This is a genomic window from Herbaspirillum frisingense GSF30, assembly GCF_000300975.2.
In the GTDB taxonomy this organism is placed as follows: domain Bacteria; phylum Pseudomonadota; class Gammaproteobacteria; order Burkholderiales; family Burkholderiaceae_D; genus Herbaspirillum; species Herbaspirillum frisingense.
In genome coordinates, this window is the sequence record NZ_AEEC02000025.1 from 33,480 (window position 1) to 51,906 (window position 18,427).

General features: G+C 65.9%; 17 protein-coding genes. 2 read left to right on the forward strand and 15 right to left on the reverse strand.

What is annotated here, in order from left to right; all coding sequences use genetic code 11:
* Positions 1-26: 26 nt before the first annotated feature.
* Positions 27-1,235 (forward strand): YbfB/YjiJ family MFS transporter, encoded by a 1,209-nt coding sequence (locus tag HFRIS_RS16730; protein ID WP_006464602.1) that lies wholly within the window; start codon positions 27-29, stop codon positions 1,233-1,235.
* A gap of 40 nt (positions 1,236-1,275) precedes the next feature.
* On the opposite strand, the gene hisC is transcribed toward HFRIS_RS16730, so the two are convergent.
* From hisC to HFRIS_RS16745, 3 genes are all read right to left on the reverse strand, one after another.
* The gene (gene hisC, locus HFRIS_RS16735) at positions 1,276-2,358 is read right to left on the reverse strand and encodes a histidinol-phosphate transaminase (protein WP_006464603.1); all 1,083 of its coding nucleotides are present in this window, start codon (positions 2,356-2,358) and stop codon (positions 1,276-1,278) included.
* 93 nt (positions 2,359-2,451) lie between these two features.
* Positions 2,452-3,114 (reverse strand): hypothetical protein, encoded by a 663-nt coding sequence (locus HFRIS_RS16740; RefSeq protein ID WP_006464604.1) that lies wholly within the window; start codon positions 3,112-3,114, stop codon positions 2,452-2,454.
* A gap of 83 nt (positions 3,115-3,197) precedes the next feature.
* The gene (locus HFRIS_RS16745) at positions 3,198-3,872 is read right to left on the reverse strand and encodes a Crp/Fnr family transcriptional regulator (RefSeq protein WP_039876155.1); all 675 of its coding nucleotides are present in this window, start codon (positions 3,870-3,872) and stop codon (positions 3,198-3,200) included.
* Between the two features lie 180 nt (positions 3,873-4,052).
* On the opposite strand from HFRIS_RS16745, the gene HFRIS_RS16750 reads away from it, so the two are divergent.
* Positions 4,053-5,693, forward strand: coding sequence for an acyl-CoA synthetase (locus HFRIS_RS16750; RefSeq protein WP_006464607.1), 1,641 nt, complete (start codon positions 4,053-4,055; stop codon positions 5,691-5,693).
* 30 nt (positions 5,694-5,723) lie between these two features.
* On the opposite strand, the gene HFRIS_RS16755 is transcribed toward HFRIS_RS16750, so the two are convergent.
* The 12 genes from HFRIS_RS16755 to HFRIS_RS16810 all read right to left on the reverse strand — a co-directional run bounded on the left by HFRIS_RS16755 (position 5,724) and on the right by HFRIS_RS16810 (position 18,343).
* The gene (locus HFRIS_RS16755; protein WP_006464608.1) at positions 5,724-6,314 is read right to left on the reverse strand and encodes a putative pterin-binding protein; all 591 of its coding nucleotides are present in this window, start codon (positions 6,312-6,314) and stop codon (positions 5,724-5,726) included.
* 136 nt (positions 6,315-6,450) lie between these two features.
* Entirely contained in the window at positions 6,451-7,365 is a 915-nt protein-coding gene (gene panS, locus HFRIS_RS16760; protein WP_006464609.1) for a ketopantoate/pantoate/pantothenate transporter PanS, read from the reverse strand.
* A gap of 237 nt (positions 7,366-7,602) precedes the next feature.
* The gene (locus tag HFRIS_RS16765; protein ID WP_006464610.1) at positions 7,603-7,881 is read right to left on the reverse strand and encodes a hypothetical protein; all 279 of its coding nucleotides are present in this window, start codon (positions 7,879-7,881) and stop codon (positions 7,603-7,605) included.
* A gap of 176 nt (positions 7,882-8,057) precedes the next feature.
* The gene (gene ettA, locus HFRIS_RS16770; protein WP_006464611.1) at positions 8,058-9,725 is read right to left on the reverse strand and encodes an energy-dependent translational throttle protein EttA; all 1,668 of its coding nucleotides are present in this window, start codon (positions 9,723-9,725) and stop codon (positions 8,058-8,060) included.
* 40 nt (positions 9,726-9,765) lie between these two features.
* Positions 9,766-10,662 carry an EamA family transporter RarD gene (gene rarD, locus HFRIS_RS16775; protein ID WP_006464612.1) on the reverse strand — a complete coding sequence of 299 codons (897 nt, stop codon included), beginning with the start codon at positions 10,660-10,662 and terminating at the stop codon, positions 9,766-9,768.
* A gap of 146 nt (positions 10,663-10,808) precedes the next feature.
* A complete protein-coding gene (locus HFRIS_RS16780; RefSeq protein WP_006464613.1) occupies positions 10,809-11,324 on the reverse strand; it encodes an ureidoglycolate lyase in 516 nt (171 codons plus the stop codon).
* The gene (locus tag HFRIS_RS16785) at positions 11,311-12,516 is read right to left on the reverse strand and encodes an amidase (protein WP_006464614.1); all 1,206 of its coding nucleotides are present in this window, start codon (positions 12,514-12,516) and stop codon (positions 11,311-11,313) included. The genes HFRIS_RS16780 and HFRIS_RS16785 overlap by 14 nt, the downstream gene beginning before the upstream one ends.
* Before the next feature lie 66 nt (positions 12,517-12,582).
* Positions 12,583-13,581 carry an ABC transporter ATP-binding protein gene (locus HFRIS_RS16790; RefSeq protein ID WP_006464615.1) on the reverse strand — a complete coding sequence of 333 codons (999 nt, stop codon included), beginning with the start codon at positions 13,579-13,581 and terminating at the stop codon, positions 12,583-12,585.
* The gene (locus HFRIS_RS16795; protein WP_006464616.1) at positions 13,574-14,665 is read right to left on the reverse strand and encodes an ABC transporter ATP-binding protein; all 1,092 of its coding nucleotides are present in this window, start codon (positions 14,663-14,665) and stop codon (positions 13,574-13,576) included. The genes HFRIS_RS16790 and HFRIS_RS16795 overlap by 8 nt, the downstream gene beginning before the upstream one ends.
* Complete coding sequence (locus HFRIS_RS16800; protein ID WP_006464617.1) at positions 14,662-15,567, reverse strand: ABC transporter permease; 906 nt, start codon at positions 15,565-15,567, stop codon at positions 14,662-14,664. The genes HFRIS_RS16795 and HFRIS_RS16800 overlap by 4 nt, the downstream gene beginning before the upstream one ends.
* A gap of 1 nt (position 15,568) precedes the next feature.
* Complete coding sequence (locus tag HFRIS_RS16805) at positions 15,569-16,522, reverse strand: ABC transporter permease (RefSeq protein ID WP_006464618.1); 954 nt, start codon at positions 16,520-16,522, stop codon at positions 15,569-15,571.
* Positions 16,523-16,681: 159 nt separating this feature from the next.
* Complete coding sequence (locus HFRIS_RS16810; protein ID WP_006464619.1) at positions 16,682-18,343, reverse strand: ABC transporter substrate-binding protein; 1,662 nt, start codon at positions 18,341-18,343, stop codon at positions 16,682-16,684.
* Positions 18,344-18,427 lie beyond the last annotated feature (84 nt).

The window sequence follows — 18,427 nt, forward strand, 5'->3', positions numbered from 1 at the left end:
AACAAGACCGCCCGGAGACGCCCCCCATGACCAGCCAAGCTGCGCATGCGCCCTCGCCCTTCATCCTGCGCCACCCCATCCTGACCGCCCTGGCCCTGTCGCTTGGCACCGCCGTGGCACTGGGCCTGGCGCGCTTTTCCTACGCCCTGCTGCTGGCGCCGATGCGCGCCGACCTCGGCTGGCCTTATCTGGTGGCCGGCGGCATGAATACCGGCAATGCCCTGGGCTACCTGCTGGGGGCACTGCTGACACCCATGCTGATGCGCCGCTACCAGGCGCATCGGGTGCTCATCGCGGGTGCCTTCGGAACGGCGCTGCTGTCCTTCCTGCCGGCCCTGACCACGGACACGCTGCTGCAACTGCTGCTGCGGATGGTCACCGGCGTGACCAGTGCGCTCATCTTCGTCTCGGGGGGATTGCTGGTCAGCCGCCTGGCGGCGCTGCATGCACAACGTGCGGGCCTGCTGCTGGGGCTCTACTACGGTGGCACCGGCATCGGTATCGTCGCCGCCTCATTGCTGGTGCCGCCCGTGATGGACGCCGCCCTGGCGCAGGGCGCGGCCCATCCCTGGCAATGGGCGTGGATACTGCTGGGCCTGCTGGCACTGGTGGCCAGCATCGTCATGGCATTGCCGGCAGCACTGATGCCGACCAGCCCGGCGCAGGCGGCCGGAACCCGTCGTTGGCGAGCGCGCTCCCTGCAGTATGGGCTGGTCGGCTATCTCTTTTTCGGGCTGGGCTATATCGGCTACATGACCTTCGTGATCGCCCTGCTCAAGGAAGAAGGCATGGCACCGGCGCGCATCACGCTCTTCTTTGCGCTGCTGGGCGCGGCCACCTTTGCCTCTTCGCGCATCTGGGCGCGCATGCTGGACCGCTTCCGTGGCGGGCAGTCGCTGGCCATCCTCAACGGCCTGCTGTGTGTGGCCACGCTGCTGCCGGCCACGACGAACGCGACGGTGGCAGTGTTCGCCTCCGGCCTGCTCTTCGGGGGATGTTTTCTCTCTGCGGTGGCCTCGACCACGGCCATGGTGCGCCACAACCTGCCACCCTCGGACTGGCCGGCCGGCATCAGCGCCTTCACCATCGTCTTCGCGGTCGGGCAGATCATCGGTCCGTCCATCGTCGGCTGGATCGCCGATGGTGCCGGCGGGCTGCAACGCGGACTGGTGTTTTCCGCCCTGATGCTGCTGGCCGGGTCCCTGGTGGCATGGCGCCAGCGGCCGCTCAGCTAAGGCTTGGGAACGGCGGACGGGCCGCCGTTCCCCGTCGGACTTACTGTTGGCCCAGATGGCGCCCCAGTGCCTCCACCAGCGTGGCGCAATCCGCATCGGTACCGATGGTGATGCGCAGGAACTGCTTGATGCGCTCGGTCTTGAAGTGACGCACGATGATGCCGTCGCTGCGCAGCGCCGCCGCCAGGGCGGCCGCGTCATGTTGCGGATGACGCGCGAAGACGAAGTTGGCTGCCGACGGCAGGACCTGGAAGCCCAGGCCTTCCAGCTGCGCCACCAGGGCGGTGCGGCTGGCGATGACCATGCCGCAGGTCTTCTGGAAGTAGTCCTCGTCTTCGATGGCGGCGGTGGCGCCGGCAATCGCCGGGCGATCCAGCGGATAGGAGTTGAAGCTGTTCTTGACACGCTCCAGTGCATCGATCAGGTCGGCGTGGCCGATGGCAAAACCGACCCGCATGCCGGCCAGCGCGCGCGACTTGGAGAAGGTCTGTACCACCAGCAGGTTGGGATAGCGCTGCACCAGCGGGATGGCGCTCTGGCCGCCGAAATCGATATAGGCCTCATCGACCACCACCACCCGCTCCGGATTGCCCTGCAGGATGCGCTCGATCTGGTCCAGTCCCAGCAGGCAGCCGGTGGGCGCGTTCGGGTTGGGGAAGATGATGCCGCCGATGGCCTCGCCCTGGCCGATGTAGTCGTCGGCGCGCAGCGTGAAATCCTCGGCCAGCGGCACGGCGCGATACTCGACCTGGTACAGGCCGGCATAGGTCGGATAGAAGCTGTAGGTGATGTCCGGGAACAGGATGGGCTTGCCATGCTGCAGCAGGGCCTGGAAGGCATGCGCCAGCACTTCGTCGGAGCCGTTGCCCACGAACACCTCGCGCGCGCTGATGCCGTCGGCGGCATGGCGGCGGGCGATGGCCAGCTTGAGCGGCTCGGCATCCGGATTGGGATACAGGCGCAGGCTGTCGCTGACTTCGCGGGCGATGGCCTGTAGCGCCAGCGGCGACGGGCCATACGGGCTCTCGTTGGTATTGAGCTTGACCAGACGCGCGATCTTGGGTTGTTCGCCGGGGGTGTAGGGCGTCAGGCGGCTGACGATGGGGCTCCAGAACTTGCTCATGAGAAATCGGCCCGCAGCGGGCCACACAGAATTGAGGGAAAGCGCAGATGGTAGCAAACTTGCCGCCGGGCGGCGGACTGCACCTCGGAAATCTCAGAAATAGGGCCGGTAGCGCGGCTTGCGCGCCTCGTCCCGGCGCGCCGGTGCGACCTGCACGGGCGTGCTGCTGAGCAGAGAGATGGCGCGGCGGGCAATCTCCGGCGGCAGCCCGATGGCTTCCTGGCACGCCCGCTGCAGCGCCGCCAGCGAGGCAAATCCGGCCGCCGCAGGCGGTGCGCCGGCATCTTCCATGCGCGCCAGCCCGGCCAGGACCCAGGCCACGCGCTGCTCGCGCACCAGGCTGCGCAGCGACTCCCCTTCGGCAAAGAGCAACGCGCGCAAGCGCGCCGGGCTCATCTGCCAGTCACGGGCAATGCCCTCGGCGCGCCAGTCGGCCGCAGGTTGCGCGAAGATCGCGGCGGCCAGGCGACGTGCATGGGGCTTGCTGGCATCGGCCGCGCTTTCCATGTCGGCCGGGGATTGCGTCTCCAGCGCCAACGACCAGACGGCCGGACGCATGCCCTGCGCCGCCATGCGCGGGTGGGCCAGGCAGGAGAAGCGCACGAAGGACGGGACGGTGAAGCTCTCGCCCTCCCTCAGTTCGATGGTGACATTGCCGCTCCTGAGCGTGGCTGCGCCCTTCCACACCCGCACCCGCGCCGGCGCGGCGAAACGTAGTTCGCGCAATTGCAGGTGATGATGGGTGACGATGGCCATGGGAATTCAGTTCCGGGAAGGTCGACTGATGGTATGCCAGGCCTGGCCGCCAGACTGTCGTTGCGGTGACAGGCTGCGCCGCCTCATAGCGAGGCCATGCCGAAGGCGCGCAGGCCATCGAGGTCGACCACGCGGATGCTCTGGTAGGAAATCTCCACCAGTCCCAGTTCTGCCAGGTGGCGCATGGCCTGGTTCACGCGCTGGCGCGACAGACCGGTCAGGAGGCCGATCTCTTCCTGCGACAGTTCCAGCACCTTGGAGGTACGCGGGTACAACATGGGATGGAACAGTTGCGCAATCGCCTGTGCCACGCGGGCATCCACATCCAGCAGACGCTCGTTCTGCACGGTGGCGATGAACTGGCCCATGCGTTCGTTGAGCTGGCCGATCACGAAGGCATTGAAGGGCAGGCTCTCGGCCATCAGGCGATGGAAGGTATCGGCCGGCACCAGCAGGATCTGCGAGGCGCGGATGGCGATGACGTCATAGCGGCGCGGCTCGCGCTTGATCACGCTGCCCTCGCCACACCACCCGCCCTCGGGCACACCCGACAGCGTGCTGCTGCGGCCGTCGATGTTGTAGACCGCCAGCTTGATGAGGCCCTCATGCACGCCGATCCAGTAATCGGAGCGCTCGCCCCGCCGGGCCACGAAGGCATCGGCGGCAAAGCGCGACAATTGCGTGGTCGCGGCCGCCAGCGCACGATGGTCGGCCGACAGGGCGGCGAACCAGTCGTATTGCTGCAGAAGCTGCGCCATCTTGCTGCTCATCAGGGGGCTTGGGGAAGGAGGAAAACGCTGAACATTGTCGCATGTCAGCCTTGTCGTCGTGATGACAAAGCGCAAGACCGCTTCGATGCTACCCTTGCAAATTGATGCGCGGCCGATAAAAAATGCACAAGCGCGCCGCCCCACCATCCCCGCCGCTAGGAGACAGACATGGCAGATTTCGACACCGGCCTCGGCCGCAACACCGCCAATTACGCGGCCCTCACCCCCATCGATTTCATCGCGCGTGCCGCCGCCGTCTATGGCAAGCGCACCGCCATCATCCACGGCGCACTGCGCCAGGACTGGGACCAGACCTACCGCCGCACGCGCCGTCTGGCCAGCGCCCTGCAAGGCCTGGGCGTGGGCAAGAACGACACCGTGGCAGCCATGCTGCCCAATACTCCGGCGATGGTGGAGGCACACTTCGGCGTACCGATGGCCGGCGCCGTGCTCAACGCGCTCAACATCCGGCTCGACGCCGAATCCATCGTCTTCATGCTGCGCCATGGCGAAGCCCGGGTGCTGCTGATCGACAGCGAATTCGCCGCACTGGCACAGCAGTTGCGCACGCAATTGCCGGCGCTGAAGATCGTCGAAGTGTTTGATGAACTGGGCCCGCCACCGGTGGCCGGCGAACGCTTCGGCCACCTGGAGTACGAAGCCCTGCTGGCCAGCGGTGACGAACAGTTCGACTGGCAGATGCCTGCCGACGAATGGGATGCGATTGCCCTGAACTACACCTCCGGCACCACCGGCGACCCCAAGGGGGTGGTCTATCACCATCGTGGCGCGGCCTTGAATGCGGTGTCCAACATCCTCGAATGGGACCTGCCCAAGCACCCGGTCTACCTGTGGACGCTGCCGATGTTCCATTGCAATGGCTGGTGCTTCCCGTGGACGGTCGCGGCACGCGCGGGCGTGAACGTCTGCCTGCGCAAGTTCGAGCCCAAGCTGGTGTTCGACCTGATCGCCGAGCACGGCATCACCCACTACTGCGCCGCGCCCATCGTCCATGCGGCGCTGGCCAATGCGCCCGAGGGCTGGCGCGCCGGCATCCGCGGTCCGGTCAAGGCGATGGTGGCAGGGGCACCGCCGCCAGCGGCCGTGCTGGCCAAGATGGAGGCGATGCAGTTCGAACTGACCCACGTCTATGGCCTGACCGAGGTCTACGGGCCGGCGGCGGTCTGCGCCGAGCAGGATGACTGGAGCGGCCTGTCGGTGGACCAGCGGGCGGTGTTGAAGTCGCGCCAGGGCGTGCGCTACCACCTGCAGAGTGGCGTGACGGTACTCTCGCCGGACACCATGGAAGCAGTGGCCGCCGATGGCGAGGAGATCGGCGAGATCATGTTCCGCGGCAACATCTGCATGAAGGGCTATCTGAAGAACGACAAGGCCACGCAGGAAGCCTTCGCCGGCGGCTGGTTCCACACCGGCGACCTGGGCGTGATGAATGCCGACGGTTACATCAAGATCAAGGACCGCAGCAAGGACATCATCATCTCCGGGGGCGAGAACATCTCCAGCGTGGAAGTGGAAGACGTGCTCTACCGTCACCCGGCCGTACTGGCGGCGGCCGTGGTGGCACAGCCGGACGAGAAATGGGGCGAGACCCCCTGCGCCTTTGTCGAACTGAAGGAAGGTGCCGACATCGGCGCGGCCGAACTGGCCGAGTTCTGCCGTGGCCACCTGGCCGGCTTCAAGGTGCCCAAGGCGATCTACTTCGGGCCGTTGCCCAAGACCTCTACCGGCAAGATCCAGAAGTTCGAACTGCGCAAGCGGATGAAGTCGGACAGCGCCATCAACGTCTGAAGCGCGTCGGCACCTTCACTGAGGCTTGCATCAGGCCTTGCGCACGGCGATGTGGTACAGGCCCCACGGGCATTGGCCGAAGCGCTCCGGCAAGGGGCGCGCGGTCATCTCCGGGAAGCTGTCGGCGTCATAGACGGCCCACAGCGGACCGAGCCCGCCCAGCGGAATCGGCTTGCCATCCAGATGGGTGGCGACGATGAAGCGGTACTTGGCAATGTCGGCTGCGGACACCAGCACCGCATAGCCATCCACGGCGCGCAGGGCGCAGTTCTGCAGTGCGGCGGGGGCGCCACAGACGCGCAGCACCTCCGACAACAAGGGACCGCGCAGGCTATGGCGACGGCGGTCGTATTCCAGCGTGGGGTGGATTTCCACCGAAGGCAGGGCCGACAGGGCGGCAAAGTCAAAGGTATAGGCCTTGTCGAAACTCAGTTTCTGCTTGGCCATCATCTGGTCCAGCGCCGGATCGAGGGCGCCGCGATTGCTGTTGCCGATGTCGCCGGTGACGGTCAGCAACACCGGCCCGGACCCACCGGCCTTCTTGTCCGCAGCCAGCGCCGGCAGGGCAGCCGGTGCGGCCAGCAGAGTGGCGCCCAGGCGCATGAACTGGCGTTTTTGCATGATGGTCCCTTCCTTGGATGATGAATGTGGCCGATTGTAGGCACATAACGGCCCATGAACAACGGCCCGCTGCCATCCGGGAGCGGGCCGCGTGGTATCAGGCGAATATCAGGCGAATATCAGGCGAGTACAGTGCTCAGTCACGCGGCGGGCGACCGCGCCAGTAACCGGCCAGCAGCGAACCCGACAGGTTGTGCCATACCGAGAACAGCGCGCCCGGCAAGGCCGCCACCGGGGTGAAGTAGAGCTTGCCCAGCGCAGCTGCCAGACCGGAATTCTGCATCCCCACCTCGATGGCCAGGGTGCGGCATACCGCTTCGTCGAAGCCGAGCAGGCGACCACCCCAGTAGCCACCCAGCAAACCCAGGCCGTTGTGCAGGATCACGCCCACCAGCACCACCAGGCCCACCGAGGCGATGCTGGCCTGGCTACCGGCAACCACCGCCGAGATGATCAGCAGGATCGCCACCATCGACACCAGCGAGAGGTAGGGTTCGATGCGGCGGATCAAGTTGCCGGCAAACAGGTTCAGTACCAGGCCCACGGCGATGGGCACCACCACGATCTGCACGATGGACATGAGCATGGCATGCGCGTCGAAGTGGATGGAAGCGTCCACATACAGCTCCGTTAACAGCGGCGTGGCAAATACCGACACCAGCGCCGACAGCGTGGAAATGGTGACCGACAGCGCCACATCGCCGCGCGAGAGATAGATCATCACGTTGGAGGCGGTACCGGAGGCAACGCTGCCCACCAGCACCATGCCGGCGGTCAGGTCAGGCGGCATGCGCAACACCTTGGCGATGACCCAGGCGGCCAGCGGCATGACCAGGTAGTGCAGGATGATGCCGGCAGCCACCGGCGCGGGGCGCTTGATGATGCGCTTGAAGTCGTCCACCGTCAGCGTCACGCCCATGGTCAGCATGATCAGGGTGAGGAGCTGGGTGATGTACTTGCCCAGGGGCGTGAAGGTCGGTGGCGAGAAATAGGCGGCGGCGGAAAGCAGCAGCGCCCACACGGGGAAGAGGCGGGTAATCGTGGCGAGCATGTCAGGGCGGATGAATGATGGATACAGTCCTGGGACCCGATGGCAAACGTAGCCCGGGGAGCCAGGTGGCGCGAATTTTTTTATCGGGTGCGCGGATGACGCGAACGAGGAAGGAGAGATCATCGCGCCCGGGATAGGACGGCGGCCTCTTCTCGACCGGGCGCCTGGTGGGCGCGAGGGCGTGATTCTACCCGCGCAGGGCGTTTTCTGCCCGCTCCCGGGCCATGGGAACCGCTCCTATGGGGATGGATCACACTTGAAGGTCAACATCACCTTGGGCGGCATCACCCCGATCACGCCATCGGAGCGCTCACTGCCGGTCACGCGTGCGCGGCGCCCGCGCTGGCGACACCAGTCGTCGGCCTGCTGCAGGCCCTGGATGGCCACGCCCTCGTTGCCGTGCCAGCGCGAACTGGCCACCAGCAGATAGGTGTCCTTGTCGATCTGCGTGACCGGTTGCGAACTGGCGCAAGCACCCAGCAGCAGACAGATGGTCAGCACCTGGCGCGTCTTCATCGACGTTTCCCCCGAGGATTCCTGTGATGCTGGGATGGTAGCCATCGGCACGGGACACGTCATGCATCCCTACAACTCTTTACACGCCATCCCTCCCGGCGAAAAAAACGCCGCTGACGTCAGCGACGTCCAGCGGCGTTTCCCGGGTACGGATCGATCAGGCGATCAACGAGCCATCAGCGCGTCACCGGCTTGTAGCGGATGCGCTTGGGCTTGGCGGCTTCTTCGCCCAGACGCTTCTTCTTGTCGGCTTCGTATTCCTGATAGTTACCGTCGAAGAAGGTGACCTGCGAATCACCCTCGAAGGCGATGATGTGGGTGGCGATACGGTCCAGGAACCAGCGATCGTGGGAGATCACCAGCACGGTGCCGGCGAATTCCAGCAGCGCGTCTTCCAGGGCACGCAGGGTTTCCACGTCGAGGTCGTTGGACGGTTCGTCCAGCAGCAGGACGTTGCCGCCCTGCAGCAGGGTCTTGGCCAGGTGCAGGCGACCGCGTTCACCACCGGAGAGGTTGCCGACCACCTTCTGCTGGTCGCCGCCCTTGAAGTTGAAGCGCCCCAGGTAGGCGCGCGAGGGCATTTCGAAGCGGCCCACGGTGAGGATGTCGGCACCGCCGGAAACGTCCTCGAAGACCGTCTTCTTGTTGCCCAGGTCTTCACGCGACTGGTCCACCAGCGACACCTTGACGGTGGGGCCGAGCACCAGTTCGCCGCTGTCCGGGGTCTCGCGGCCGGCCAGCATGCGGAACAGGGTCGACTTACCGGCGCCGTTGGGGCCGATGATACCGACGATGGCACCGGCCGGAATCTTGAAGTTCAGGTCATCGATCAGCAGGCGGTCGCCATAGCCCTTGCTGACGTTCTTGAACTCGATGACTTCATTGCCCAGGCGCTCGGCCACGGGAATGAAGATTTCCTGGGTCTCGTTGCGCTTCTGGTATTCGTATTCGGACAGTTCATTGAAGCGGGCCAGACGCGCCTTGCTCTTGGCCTGACGACCCTTGGGGTTCTGGCGTACCCATTCCAGTTCCTTGGCGATGGTCTTCTGACGCGCCGATTCGCTGGCTTCTTCCTGCTTCAGGCGGGCTTCCTTCTGTTCCAGCCAGGAGCTGTAGTTGCCCTTCCAGGGGATGCCGTGGCCACGATCCAGCTCCAGGATCCATTCGGCGGCGTTGTCGAGGAAGTAGCGATCGTGGGTGATGGCCACCACGGTGCCGGGGAAGCGCTGCAGGAACTGCTCCAGCCAGTCCACCGACTCGGCGTCCAGGTGGTTGGTCGGCTCGTCCAGCAGCAGCATGTCGGGCTTGGAGAGCAGCAGCTTGCACAGTGCCACGCGGCGCTTTTCACCACCGGAGAGCACGCCGATCCTGGCGTCCCAGGGCGGCAGGCGCAGTGCGTCGGCGGCCATTTCCAGTTGCTGGTTGAGGCTGTTGCCGTCGGCGGCGGAGATGATGGCTTCCAGGCGCGCCTGCTCGGTGGCCAGGGCGTCGAAGTCGGCGTCTTCCTCGGCATAGGCGGCGTAGACGGCGTCCAGCTTGGCCTGGGCTTCGAAGACTTCGCCCAGGGCGCTTTCGACTTCCTGGCGCACGGTCTTCTCTGCATCGAGTTGCGGTTCCTGCGGCAGGTAGCCGATGTTCAGGTTGGGCATCGGGATGGCTTCACCCTCGATTTCCTTGTCGATGCCGGCCATGATCTTGAGCAGGGTCGATTTGCCCGAGCCGTTCAGGCCGAGCACGCCGATCTTGGCGCCGGGGAAGAAGGACAGCGAGATGTCCTTGAGGATCTGCCGCTTCGGCGGCACGATCTTGCCGACGCGGTTCATGGTAAAGACGTATTGGGCCATGGTATGAGTTGCCAGTAAGAGGGAAACGATGAGCCGGTGCTCAGGCGCTGCCGGCGCCGGGCTCGGTCGAGCTTTGTGCGCGGGAGCGCATGTAGCGCCACAAGCCTTCGGCGGAGTATACCGCGAGCGCCGCCCAGATCACGCAAAAGCCGATGGCGCGGGCGCCGGTGAAGGGTTCGCCGTAGATCAGCACCCCGCCCAGCAACTGGATGGTGGGCGAGATGTACTGCATCAGGCCGAGCATGGACAGCGGGATGCGGCGCGCGCCATGGGCAAACAGCAGCAGCGGTACCGCCGTGATGGGACCGGACAGCACCAGCAGCACCTGGGCCGTGGTGGAGGCATGGGTAAAGGCATTGCTGTCGCGCGCGGTATCGATGCCCAGCAACAGCAGCACCAGCGGCAGCATCAGCAGGGTTTCCAGCGACAGGCCTTCCAGCGGGCCAAGGTGGGCGGTCTTGCGCAGCAGGCCATAGAAGGCGAAGGACAGCGCGATCAGCAGCGAAATCCAGGGCAGCTTGCCGTTGGCGAAGGTCAGCCACAGCACCGCACCCAGCGCCAGCAGGACCGAGAGCCATTGCAGCGGGCGCATGCGCTCCTTGAGGATCAGGTAGCCCATGAAGACGCTCATCAGGGGGCTCATGAAGTAACCCAGGCTGGTATCGACGATGCGCCCGGCGTTGACCGCCCAGACATACAGGGTCCAGTTGCCGCTCAGCAGCAGTGCCGAGAGCAGGCAACCGGCCACCACCCTAGGCTGGCGCGCCACCTCTCCCAGCCAGCGCCACTGTCGCCGCCAGGCCAGCACACCCGCCAGGAACACGCAGGACCAGAACAGGCGCTGCACCACGATATCGAAGGAAGCAACCTCCTTCAACAACTTGAAGTAAAGCGGGAACAGGCCCCACAGGACGGAGGCGGCGACTGCGTGCAGCATGACGGTGACAGGAAAAAGGAAGGCGGCCGCGACCAGCGCACATGGCTACCAGACGCAAGACTGCTCGGGGCGGTGACAATCCGTCATTATTGCAGGATTCGCCTGGGGCGGCTTGCCCAGGCCCAACATCAGCCGCGTCAGCCGCATCAGCCCAACCGCACTTCCACGCGCGTGGTCATGGCCATGACCTGGCAATCCTCGCTGGCCGCTGCGCGCTCGATCACCAACACGTCGGCTGCGCCCACCGTGATCAGGGGGTGATGCCAGACGCCGCGCCGCAGCGTCACGCCCTGGCCGGGCTCGATCATGAAGGCGACGATGGCTGCCTCGTCGGGGGTGTCGCCACTGCCGGCCAACACCGCCAGGCAGCGACTGGCCCCCAGCGGGATGAAGCTCTGGCTGCCCAGGCAATGGCGCTCGAAGGCGCGCAGGGGATAGGGCGCCCGGTGGGTCTGCGCGTCGGTGCGGAACAGGGCCACGCAGGCGCGCCCGTCCTGCTCCTGTACATCCAGCCGGGCCACGTCATCGAAACGTTGGGTGGTGCCGAAGTTGATCTCACGCCCGGCCTCGCCCGGCGCGATCAGGTCGCCGTAGGGCGCAAAGGCCAGTGCCGTCAGCGGCTGCGCCAGCACCACCCGCAGCGTGGGCTCAGGCGCACTCATGCATCAGTCTCGCGGCATAGCGGATCAGGGAACGGTCGCTGCCGACCGGCGCGATCAGCGAGAAGCCGAAGGGTGCGCCATCCAGGCGCATCAGCGGCAAGGAGATCTGCGGGCAGCCCGACAGTCCGGCCAGGCAAAGCATGCGCACGGCCTGGTTGCGATAGTTTTCCAGGGACTGTTCGGAGTCGGTCAGCAGTGGCGCCACATCCGGCGCGCTGGGCAACAGCAGCACGCCATCCTGGCCCAGCAGGCGCTGGAAGACTTCGCGGAAGCCGGCGCGCACCGCATTATGCTGCTGCATCTGCTGCGGCGTGATGGTGGCCGACCAGGAGAAACGCTCGGCCACGCCCGGGCCGAGCTGGAAATCATGACGACGGATCTGCTCGCCATGGGCCTGCCAGGCTTCATAGCCCTGGATGTGGCGGAAGGCCCAGTACAGGGTATCGAAGGAAGGCGCGGCGGTCTTCACCGGTTGCGGGGTGCCGATCACGCCAGCCAGACGATCCAGCGTGTGCGAGAACACCTCCTGCACACGGGGCTCCAGCAGGGCCAGCACGTCGGCCGCCACCATGGTGCGTGGCTGCTCGGGCAGGGGTGCGCTGTCGGGGCCCAGCAAGACCTCGCCGGCGCGGCTGAACACCCCCATGTCGCGGGCGAACCAGCCGCAGGTGTCGAAACTGCTGGCCAGGTCCATGACCCCGGCCAGCGATACGCGCCCATGCGTGGGACGCAAGCCGATCAGCCCGCAATGGCTGGCCGGCACGCGCACCGAACCGCCGGTGTCGGTCCCCAGGGCCAGGTCGGCCAGGTCGTTGGAGACCGCCGAGGCCGAACCGGAACTGGAGCCACCGGGAATGCGATCGGGTGCACCGCCGTTGCGCGGCGTGCCGAAGTGGGCGTTCTTGCCATTCATGGAGAAGGCCAGTTCATCGGTATAGACCTTGCCCACGAAATGGGCGCCGGCCTGCAGCAGTGCCTGCACTGCCGGCGCCGAAGAAGACTTGATGCCGGACATGGCCAGCATGTGCGGATTGCCGCAACCGGTGGGGTAGCCGGCCACATCGAAGATATCCTTCACGGCCAGGCGGACCCCGGCCAGCGGGCCGGCAGCGGCGTTCTCCAGCGGCACGGGAGGATAGGGGACGAAACAGCGGGCGGAGACAGCAGCAGCAGCGTGGGCATCGGCGGTCATGCAAAGGTCCTTGTCAGGTCAGAGTGTTCGGGGTAGTCGGGATGCAGGGCAGGCAGTAGCCGGCACTCAGGCGGCGAACTGTAGTTCCTGCGCACGCAGACAGCGTACCGCATGCTGCGCATCCAGTTTCAGCTCGGGGGGTTGCTGGCTCAGGCAATCCGGCCGGGCGTGGGCGCAGCGTTCGGCGAAGGCACAGCCGGGCGGGAGATTGGCGAGATCCGGCGGCGCACCGGGAATGGTCTGCAGGCGCTGCCCCTTCTGCATGGCGCCATGACTGCGGCTTTGCAGCAGCGACATGGTGTAGGGATGGCGCGGCTGGGTCAGCAGCCGGGCGGCGGGGCCCTGTTCGACGATGCGACCGGCGTACATCACGGCGATGCGGTCGGCCACCTCGACGGCGGCGCCGATATCGTGCGTGACGAAGATGATCGACAAACCCAGCTCGCGTTGCAGTTCACGCAGCAACAGCAGGATCTGGATCTGCACCGTGGCGTCCAGTGCGGTGGTGGGTTCATCGGCCAGCAAGACCTTGGGCGAGCACGACAGGGCCAGCGCGATCATGGCGCGCTGGCGCATGCCGCCCGACATCTCGTGCGGATAGGCATCCAGGCGGCGCTCCGGGCTGGGGATGCGCACCTTTTCGAACAGCGCCAGCGCCTGGGCGCGGGCCTCGTTCGCCGAGACCTTGCGATGGCGGCGGATGGTCTCGACGATCTGGGCGCCCACGGTATAGACCGGGTCCAGCGCCAGCAGCGGCTCCTGGAAGATCATGGCGACCGCATCGCCGCGCAGGACCGAGAGCTCGCGCCCGTTCATGGCCAGCACGTCGCGGCCATCGACTTCCAGCCGGCCCTCGATGCGGGTGCGTGCTTCGGGGTGCAGGCGCATGATGGAGCGTAGCGTGACACTCTTGCCCGAACCGGACTCGCCGATCAGGGCCACCACCTCGCCCTCGGCCAGTTCCAGGTCCACGCCGCTGACGGCGCGGATGGTCTTGCCGGGCGCCTTGAAGCTCACGCGCAGATCCTGCAGGCGCACCATGGATTGCTTGCCTTGTTCAGCCATGTTGCGGCTCCTCGATGATCATGCCGGCCTCGAAGGCGGTGGCGTCGTAACCGCTGCCCGCTTCATAGCGCAGGCAGGCCACGCCATGCCCGGGCGTCGCCTCGACGAAACTGGGGGCGCGCTGCTTGCAGACTTCCTGCGCGAACTGGCAGCGCGTATGGAAGCGGCAGCCGGAGGGCGGGTTGATGGGATTGGGCGGATCGCCCGCCAGCGGGGCTTCCTCGGTGCGGCGGGTAGGGTCCATGCTGGGCATGGACCGCAGCAGCGCCCGTGTGTAGGGATGGCGGGGCGCGTCGAACACCTGCTCGGCCGGACCGACCTCGACCACCTGGCCCAGGTACATGACCAGCACGCGGTCGGAGATGAAGCGCACCACGTTCAGGTCGTGGCTGATGAAGAGATAGGTCAGGCCGAACTCCTGCTTCAGGTCCAGCAGCAGGTTCAGCACCTGGGCCTCGACCGACTTGTCCAGAGCCGACACGGCTTCATCCAGGATCACCAGGCGCGGCTCCAGGGCCAGGGCGCGGGCGATATTGACACGCTGGCGCTGGCCACCGGAGAGTTCGTGCGGATAACGTCCGGCAAACCGCTCCGGCTGCAGGCCCACACGCGCCAGCAGGCTGCGGGCGCGGGCGATGGCCTGGCGTGCCGGCAGGCCGTGCACGGTGGGCGCGAAGGCAATCGAATCCTCGATGGTCATGCGCGGGTTGAGCGAGGAATAACTGTCCTGGAACACCATCTGCGCCTGGCGCCGGAACTGGCGCAGGGGCAAGGCGCGCGAACCGACGGTCTGGCCGTCGAACACCAGCTCGCCGCTGTCCTGCTGGATCAGCTGCATCAGCACGCGGGCGGTGGTGGACTTGCCGCAGCCGGACTCGCCGACCACACCCAGGGTTTCGCCCTTCATGATGTCGAAGCTCACGCCATCGACGGCGCGCACGGCATTGGCCGGCCCCCGCTGGAAGGGCAGGCCCTGCTGCTTGAGCGGGAAGTGCTTGAGCAGCGCACGCACGCCCAGCAGCGGCTGGCGCGGGCCGCCAATGTCTTGCTTGTCCTCGCTCAGGAGATGGGCAGTCAGGCTCATTGTTTGACCTCCATGGCCGAACGCAGGCCGTCGGACAACAGGTTGAAGGAAATCGACGTCACGAAGATGAAGGCACCCGGCAAGGCCGCCACCCAGGGCTGGGTATAGATGGCGGTGCGCAGGGTGTTCAACATCAGGCCCCATTCCGGCTCGGGCGGCTTCACGCCCAGGCCGAGGAAGGACAGGCCCGAGGCCAGGATCATCGACACCGAGATCAGGCTGGTGGAATACACGAAGATCGGTCCCAGCACATTGCCCAGCACATGCGCCCGTACGATGGTGAAGGCGCCAGCCCCGGAGGCGCGTGCGGCATCGACATAGTCGCTGCGTCGCACCTGGGTGGTGACGCTTTCGGCGATGCGGGCGATCTGCGGCACGAAGACGATGGTCAGCGAGGTGAGCGCGTTGAAGATGCCCGCACCCAGGGCGCCGGACAGCGCGATGGCCAGCAGCACGGAGGGAAAGGCGTAGAGGATGTCGATGCTGCGCATGATGGCGGTATTGGTGAAGCCGCCCGCATAGCCGGCCAGGATGCCCAGGGCGCTGCCGATCACGAAGGCCAGCAGCACCGGCGTGATCCCCATGAACAGCGACAGTCGCCCGCCCAGCAGCAGGCGCGAGAACAGGTCACGTCCCAGTTCGTCGGTCCCCAGCAGGTGGCCGGCGGTACCGATGGGTTTCAGGCGCGCAAACATCGAGGTGGCGAAGGGATCACTGGGCATCACCCAGGGTGCGGCGACGGCGGCGAAGATCAGCAGCAGCAGGATGCCGGCGGCGATCATGGCGCCGGGGTTGCGCACCAGGCGTGCGGCGACGTTGGCCCAGTGGCCGCGCGAGCGCCGCAGGGTAGCGTCCTGCGCGTCGGCAGTGTCGAGGGCGGAGACGGGGGTGGTGAGATTCATGTCAGGCTCGCTCGATACGGGGGTCGAAGATGGTTTGCAGGATATCCACCAGCAGGTTCAACGCGACGAAGAACAGGGCCAGCACCAGGATGCTTCCCTGCAGCAGCGGCAGGTCGCGCTGGAAGATCGCCTGGTTCAGCAGGAAGCCGGTGCCTGGCCAGGAAAACACGGTCTCGATCAGGATCGAGCCGCCCAGCAGATAGCCGAGTTGCAGGCCCATCACGGCCAGCGCGGTGGGGGCGGCGTTCTTGACCACATGGCGCAGCACACCGGCATCGGACAGGCCGCGCGCCTTCAGGCCGACCACGAACTCCTGCGACAGGATGTCGGCCACCAGCGCCCGCACGGTGCGGGCGATGATGCCCATGGGGATGAAGGACATGGTGACGGCCGGCATGATCAGGTACTTCATGTGTTCCAGGTCCCACACCCACGCGCCCGAACCATCGGGCCCGGCCCCGGTGGCGGGCAGCCACATCAGCTTGGACGAGAACACGATCACCAGCACCATGCCCAGCCAGTAGTGCGGGACGGAGACGCCCACCACCGAGATGAAGGAAGCCAGCCGGTCGATCCAGGAATTGCGGAAGTAGCCCGCCACGAATCCGAACAGCGAACCGAAGACGAAACCGATCAGGGTGGCCACGGCGGCCAGCATGAAGGTATTGCCGACCGCCTTGAACACCTCGGCGGCCACCGGCCGGCCGGTGGCGATCGAACTGCCCAGGTCGCCATGCAGGGCGCGCCAGACCCAGCTCAGGAACTGCTCGGGATAGCTGCGGTTGAAGCCGTAGAGTTCCATCAACTGCTTTTGCAGGTCAGCCGAGGCATCCGGCGGCAGGATCGAGACCAGCGGATCACCCGGGGCGATATGGACCAGCATGAAACAGAGAAAGGCCACGCCCAGCATGATGGGCAGGGCGTAGAGGGTGCGTCGTATGAGGTAGGCAATCATGGCGGTTCCGGCGACGGGTCGGGATCAGCGGCACCAGCGCCGCAAACAAGGCAAGACAAGGGATGGTGCAGAAAACGTCAAGGTGCAAAAAACGTCAAAGTACGGGAAGCGTCAGCGGCGCCGGGTCGTGCAGGGTGGCGCCGCTGACGCGGTTCAGTCTCAGTCCATGCTCATGGTGGCGATATCGATGAACCAGCTTTGCGGCTGGACCACGCCCTTGACCTTGGCGGCGATGGCACGTGGACCGGTGTCATGGGCCACCCAGACGAAGGGCGCCTCATCCACGATCTTGGCGTGCAACTGGGCCAGCAATGCATCACGTTGCTTGGGATCGAAGGTGGTGCGGGCCTTGGCGATCAGGGCGTCCACCTCCGGGTTGCTGTAGAAGCCCCAGTTGTTGGAGGTCGGCGGCGCAGCCTTGGTATCGACGAAACGCACCATGGCAAAGAACGGGTCCATCGAGGCGAAGCTGACGTTGATCGCATTGGCACCGTGCGCGCTCGGGTCCTTCGCGCCGATGCGCCAGTTGGTATAGAGCGTGTTCCACTCGATGACGTCGAATTGCACATCGAAGAAGCAATCCTTCAGGTTCTGCTGCATGAACTCGTTCATCGGCAGCGGTTGCATCTGGCCAGAGCCGGAGGCCGAGATCTGCACCTTCACCGTCAGCGGCTTGGCCGCCGAGTAGCCGGCTTCGCTCATGAGTTTCTTGCCGGCGGCAGGGTCGTACTTGATCTGGAAGCTGGGGTTGCCACGCCACGGGTGGCCGGGTTCCACGGTACCGGTGGCTTCACCCATGAGACCGCCCAGCAGCTGCTTCATGGCCGGACGGTTCACGCACAGGTTGGCGGCATGGCGCACGCGCTTGTCCAGCCAGGGCGAACCGGGGACGAAGGAAAGTTGCCACGGCCACACGTGCGGCTGCGGATTGGAATAGATCTTGAAGCCGCGTGCCTTGATGGCGTCCAGCGCGTCAGGCGCGGGGGCCTCGATCCAGTCCACCTGGCCCGACATCAGGGCGGCGGTGCGCGAGTTGGCCTCGGGCAGGGGCAGCATCACCACGCGATCGATCTTGGGGCGGCGTGCCGGGTCCCAGTAGCCGTCATTCTTGACCACTTCCAGGCGCTCGCGCGGGACGAACTTGGCCATGCGGAACGGGCCGGTGCCGGACGCGTCAGCGGCGAAAGCGGCCCAGGCCTGCTTGGAGCGCTCGGCCTTGTCGGTCACCGAGGCCGGCACGGCGGCCAGCTTCTTGTCCCACTGCGCAGGCGAGGCCATGAACAGGTTGGTCAGGTTGATCGGCAGGAAGGAATCGGGCTCGGAGGTGGTCAGTTCCACGGTCAGGTCGTCGATCTTCTTGGCGCCGCGCAGGGTGGGCATGCGCGAGGCGGTCACGCCGACCTGGCTGGGGTCGAACTGGGCGGCGTTCTTGTCCAGCACCTTGTTGACGTTCCAGACCACGGCATCGGCATTGAAGGCCGAACCGTCATGGAATTTCACGCCGGGACGCAGCTTGAAGATCCACTTGGTCTTGTCCTTGGCATCGACCTGCCACGACAGAGCCAGGTCGGGAATCAGTTCACTGGCCTTGTCGGCCTTGGACAGGTCCCATTGCGTCAGGCCGTCATACATGGGGATGCCGGTGAAACGGTTGCCCTCGAAGCCCTGGTCGGGCTGGCCCAGCGTGCGCGGGATGTCGCCGGCGGTCATGGCGATGCGCAACACCTTTTCGGCGTGGGCGGGCAAGGCAGCCAGACTGGCAAAGGTACCGAAGGCCAGGGTACAGGCCAGCGTCAGGGTAGCGGTCTTGGGAAATTTCATGGCAGTGCTTTCCTTGTTGAGGGACGACGATGGAAACGACAGATGAAACGCAAAGGACTCGATGGCGACCTTGCCAGGTGAGTG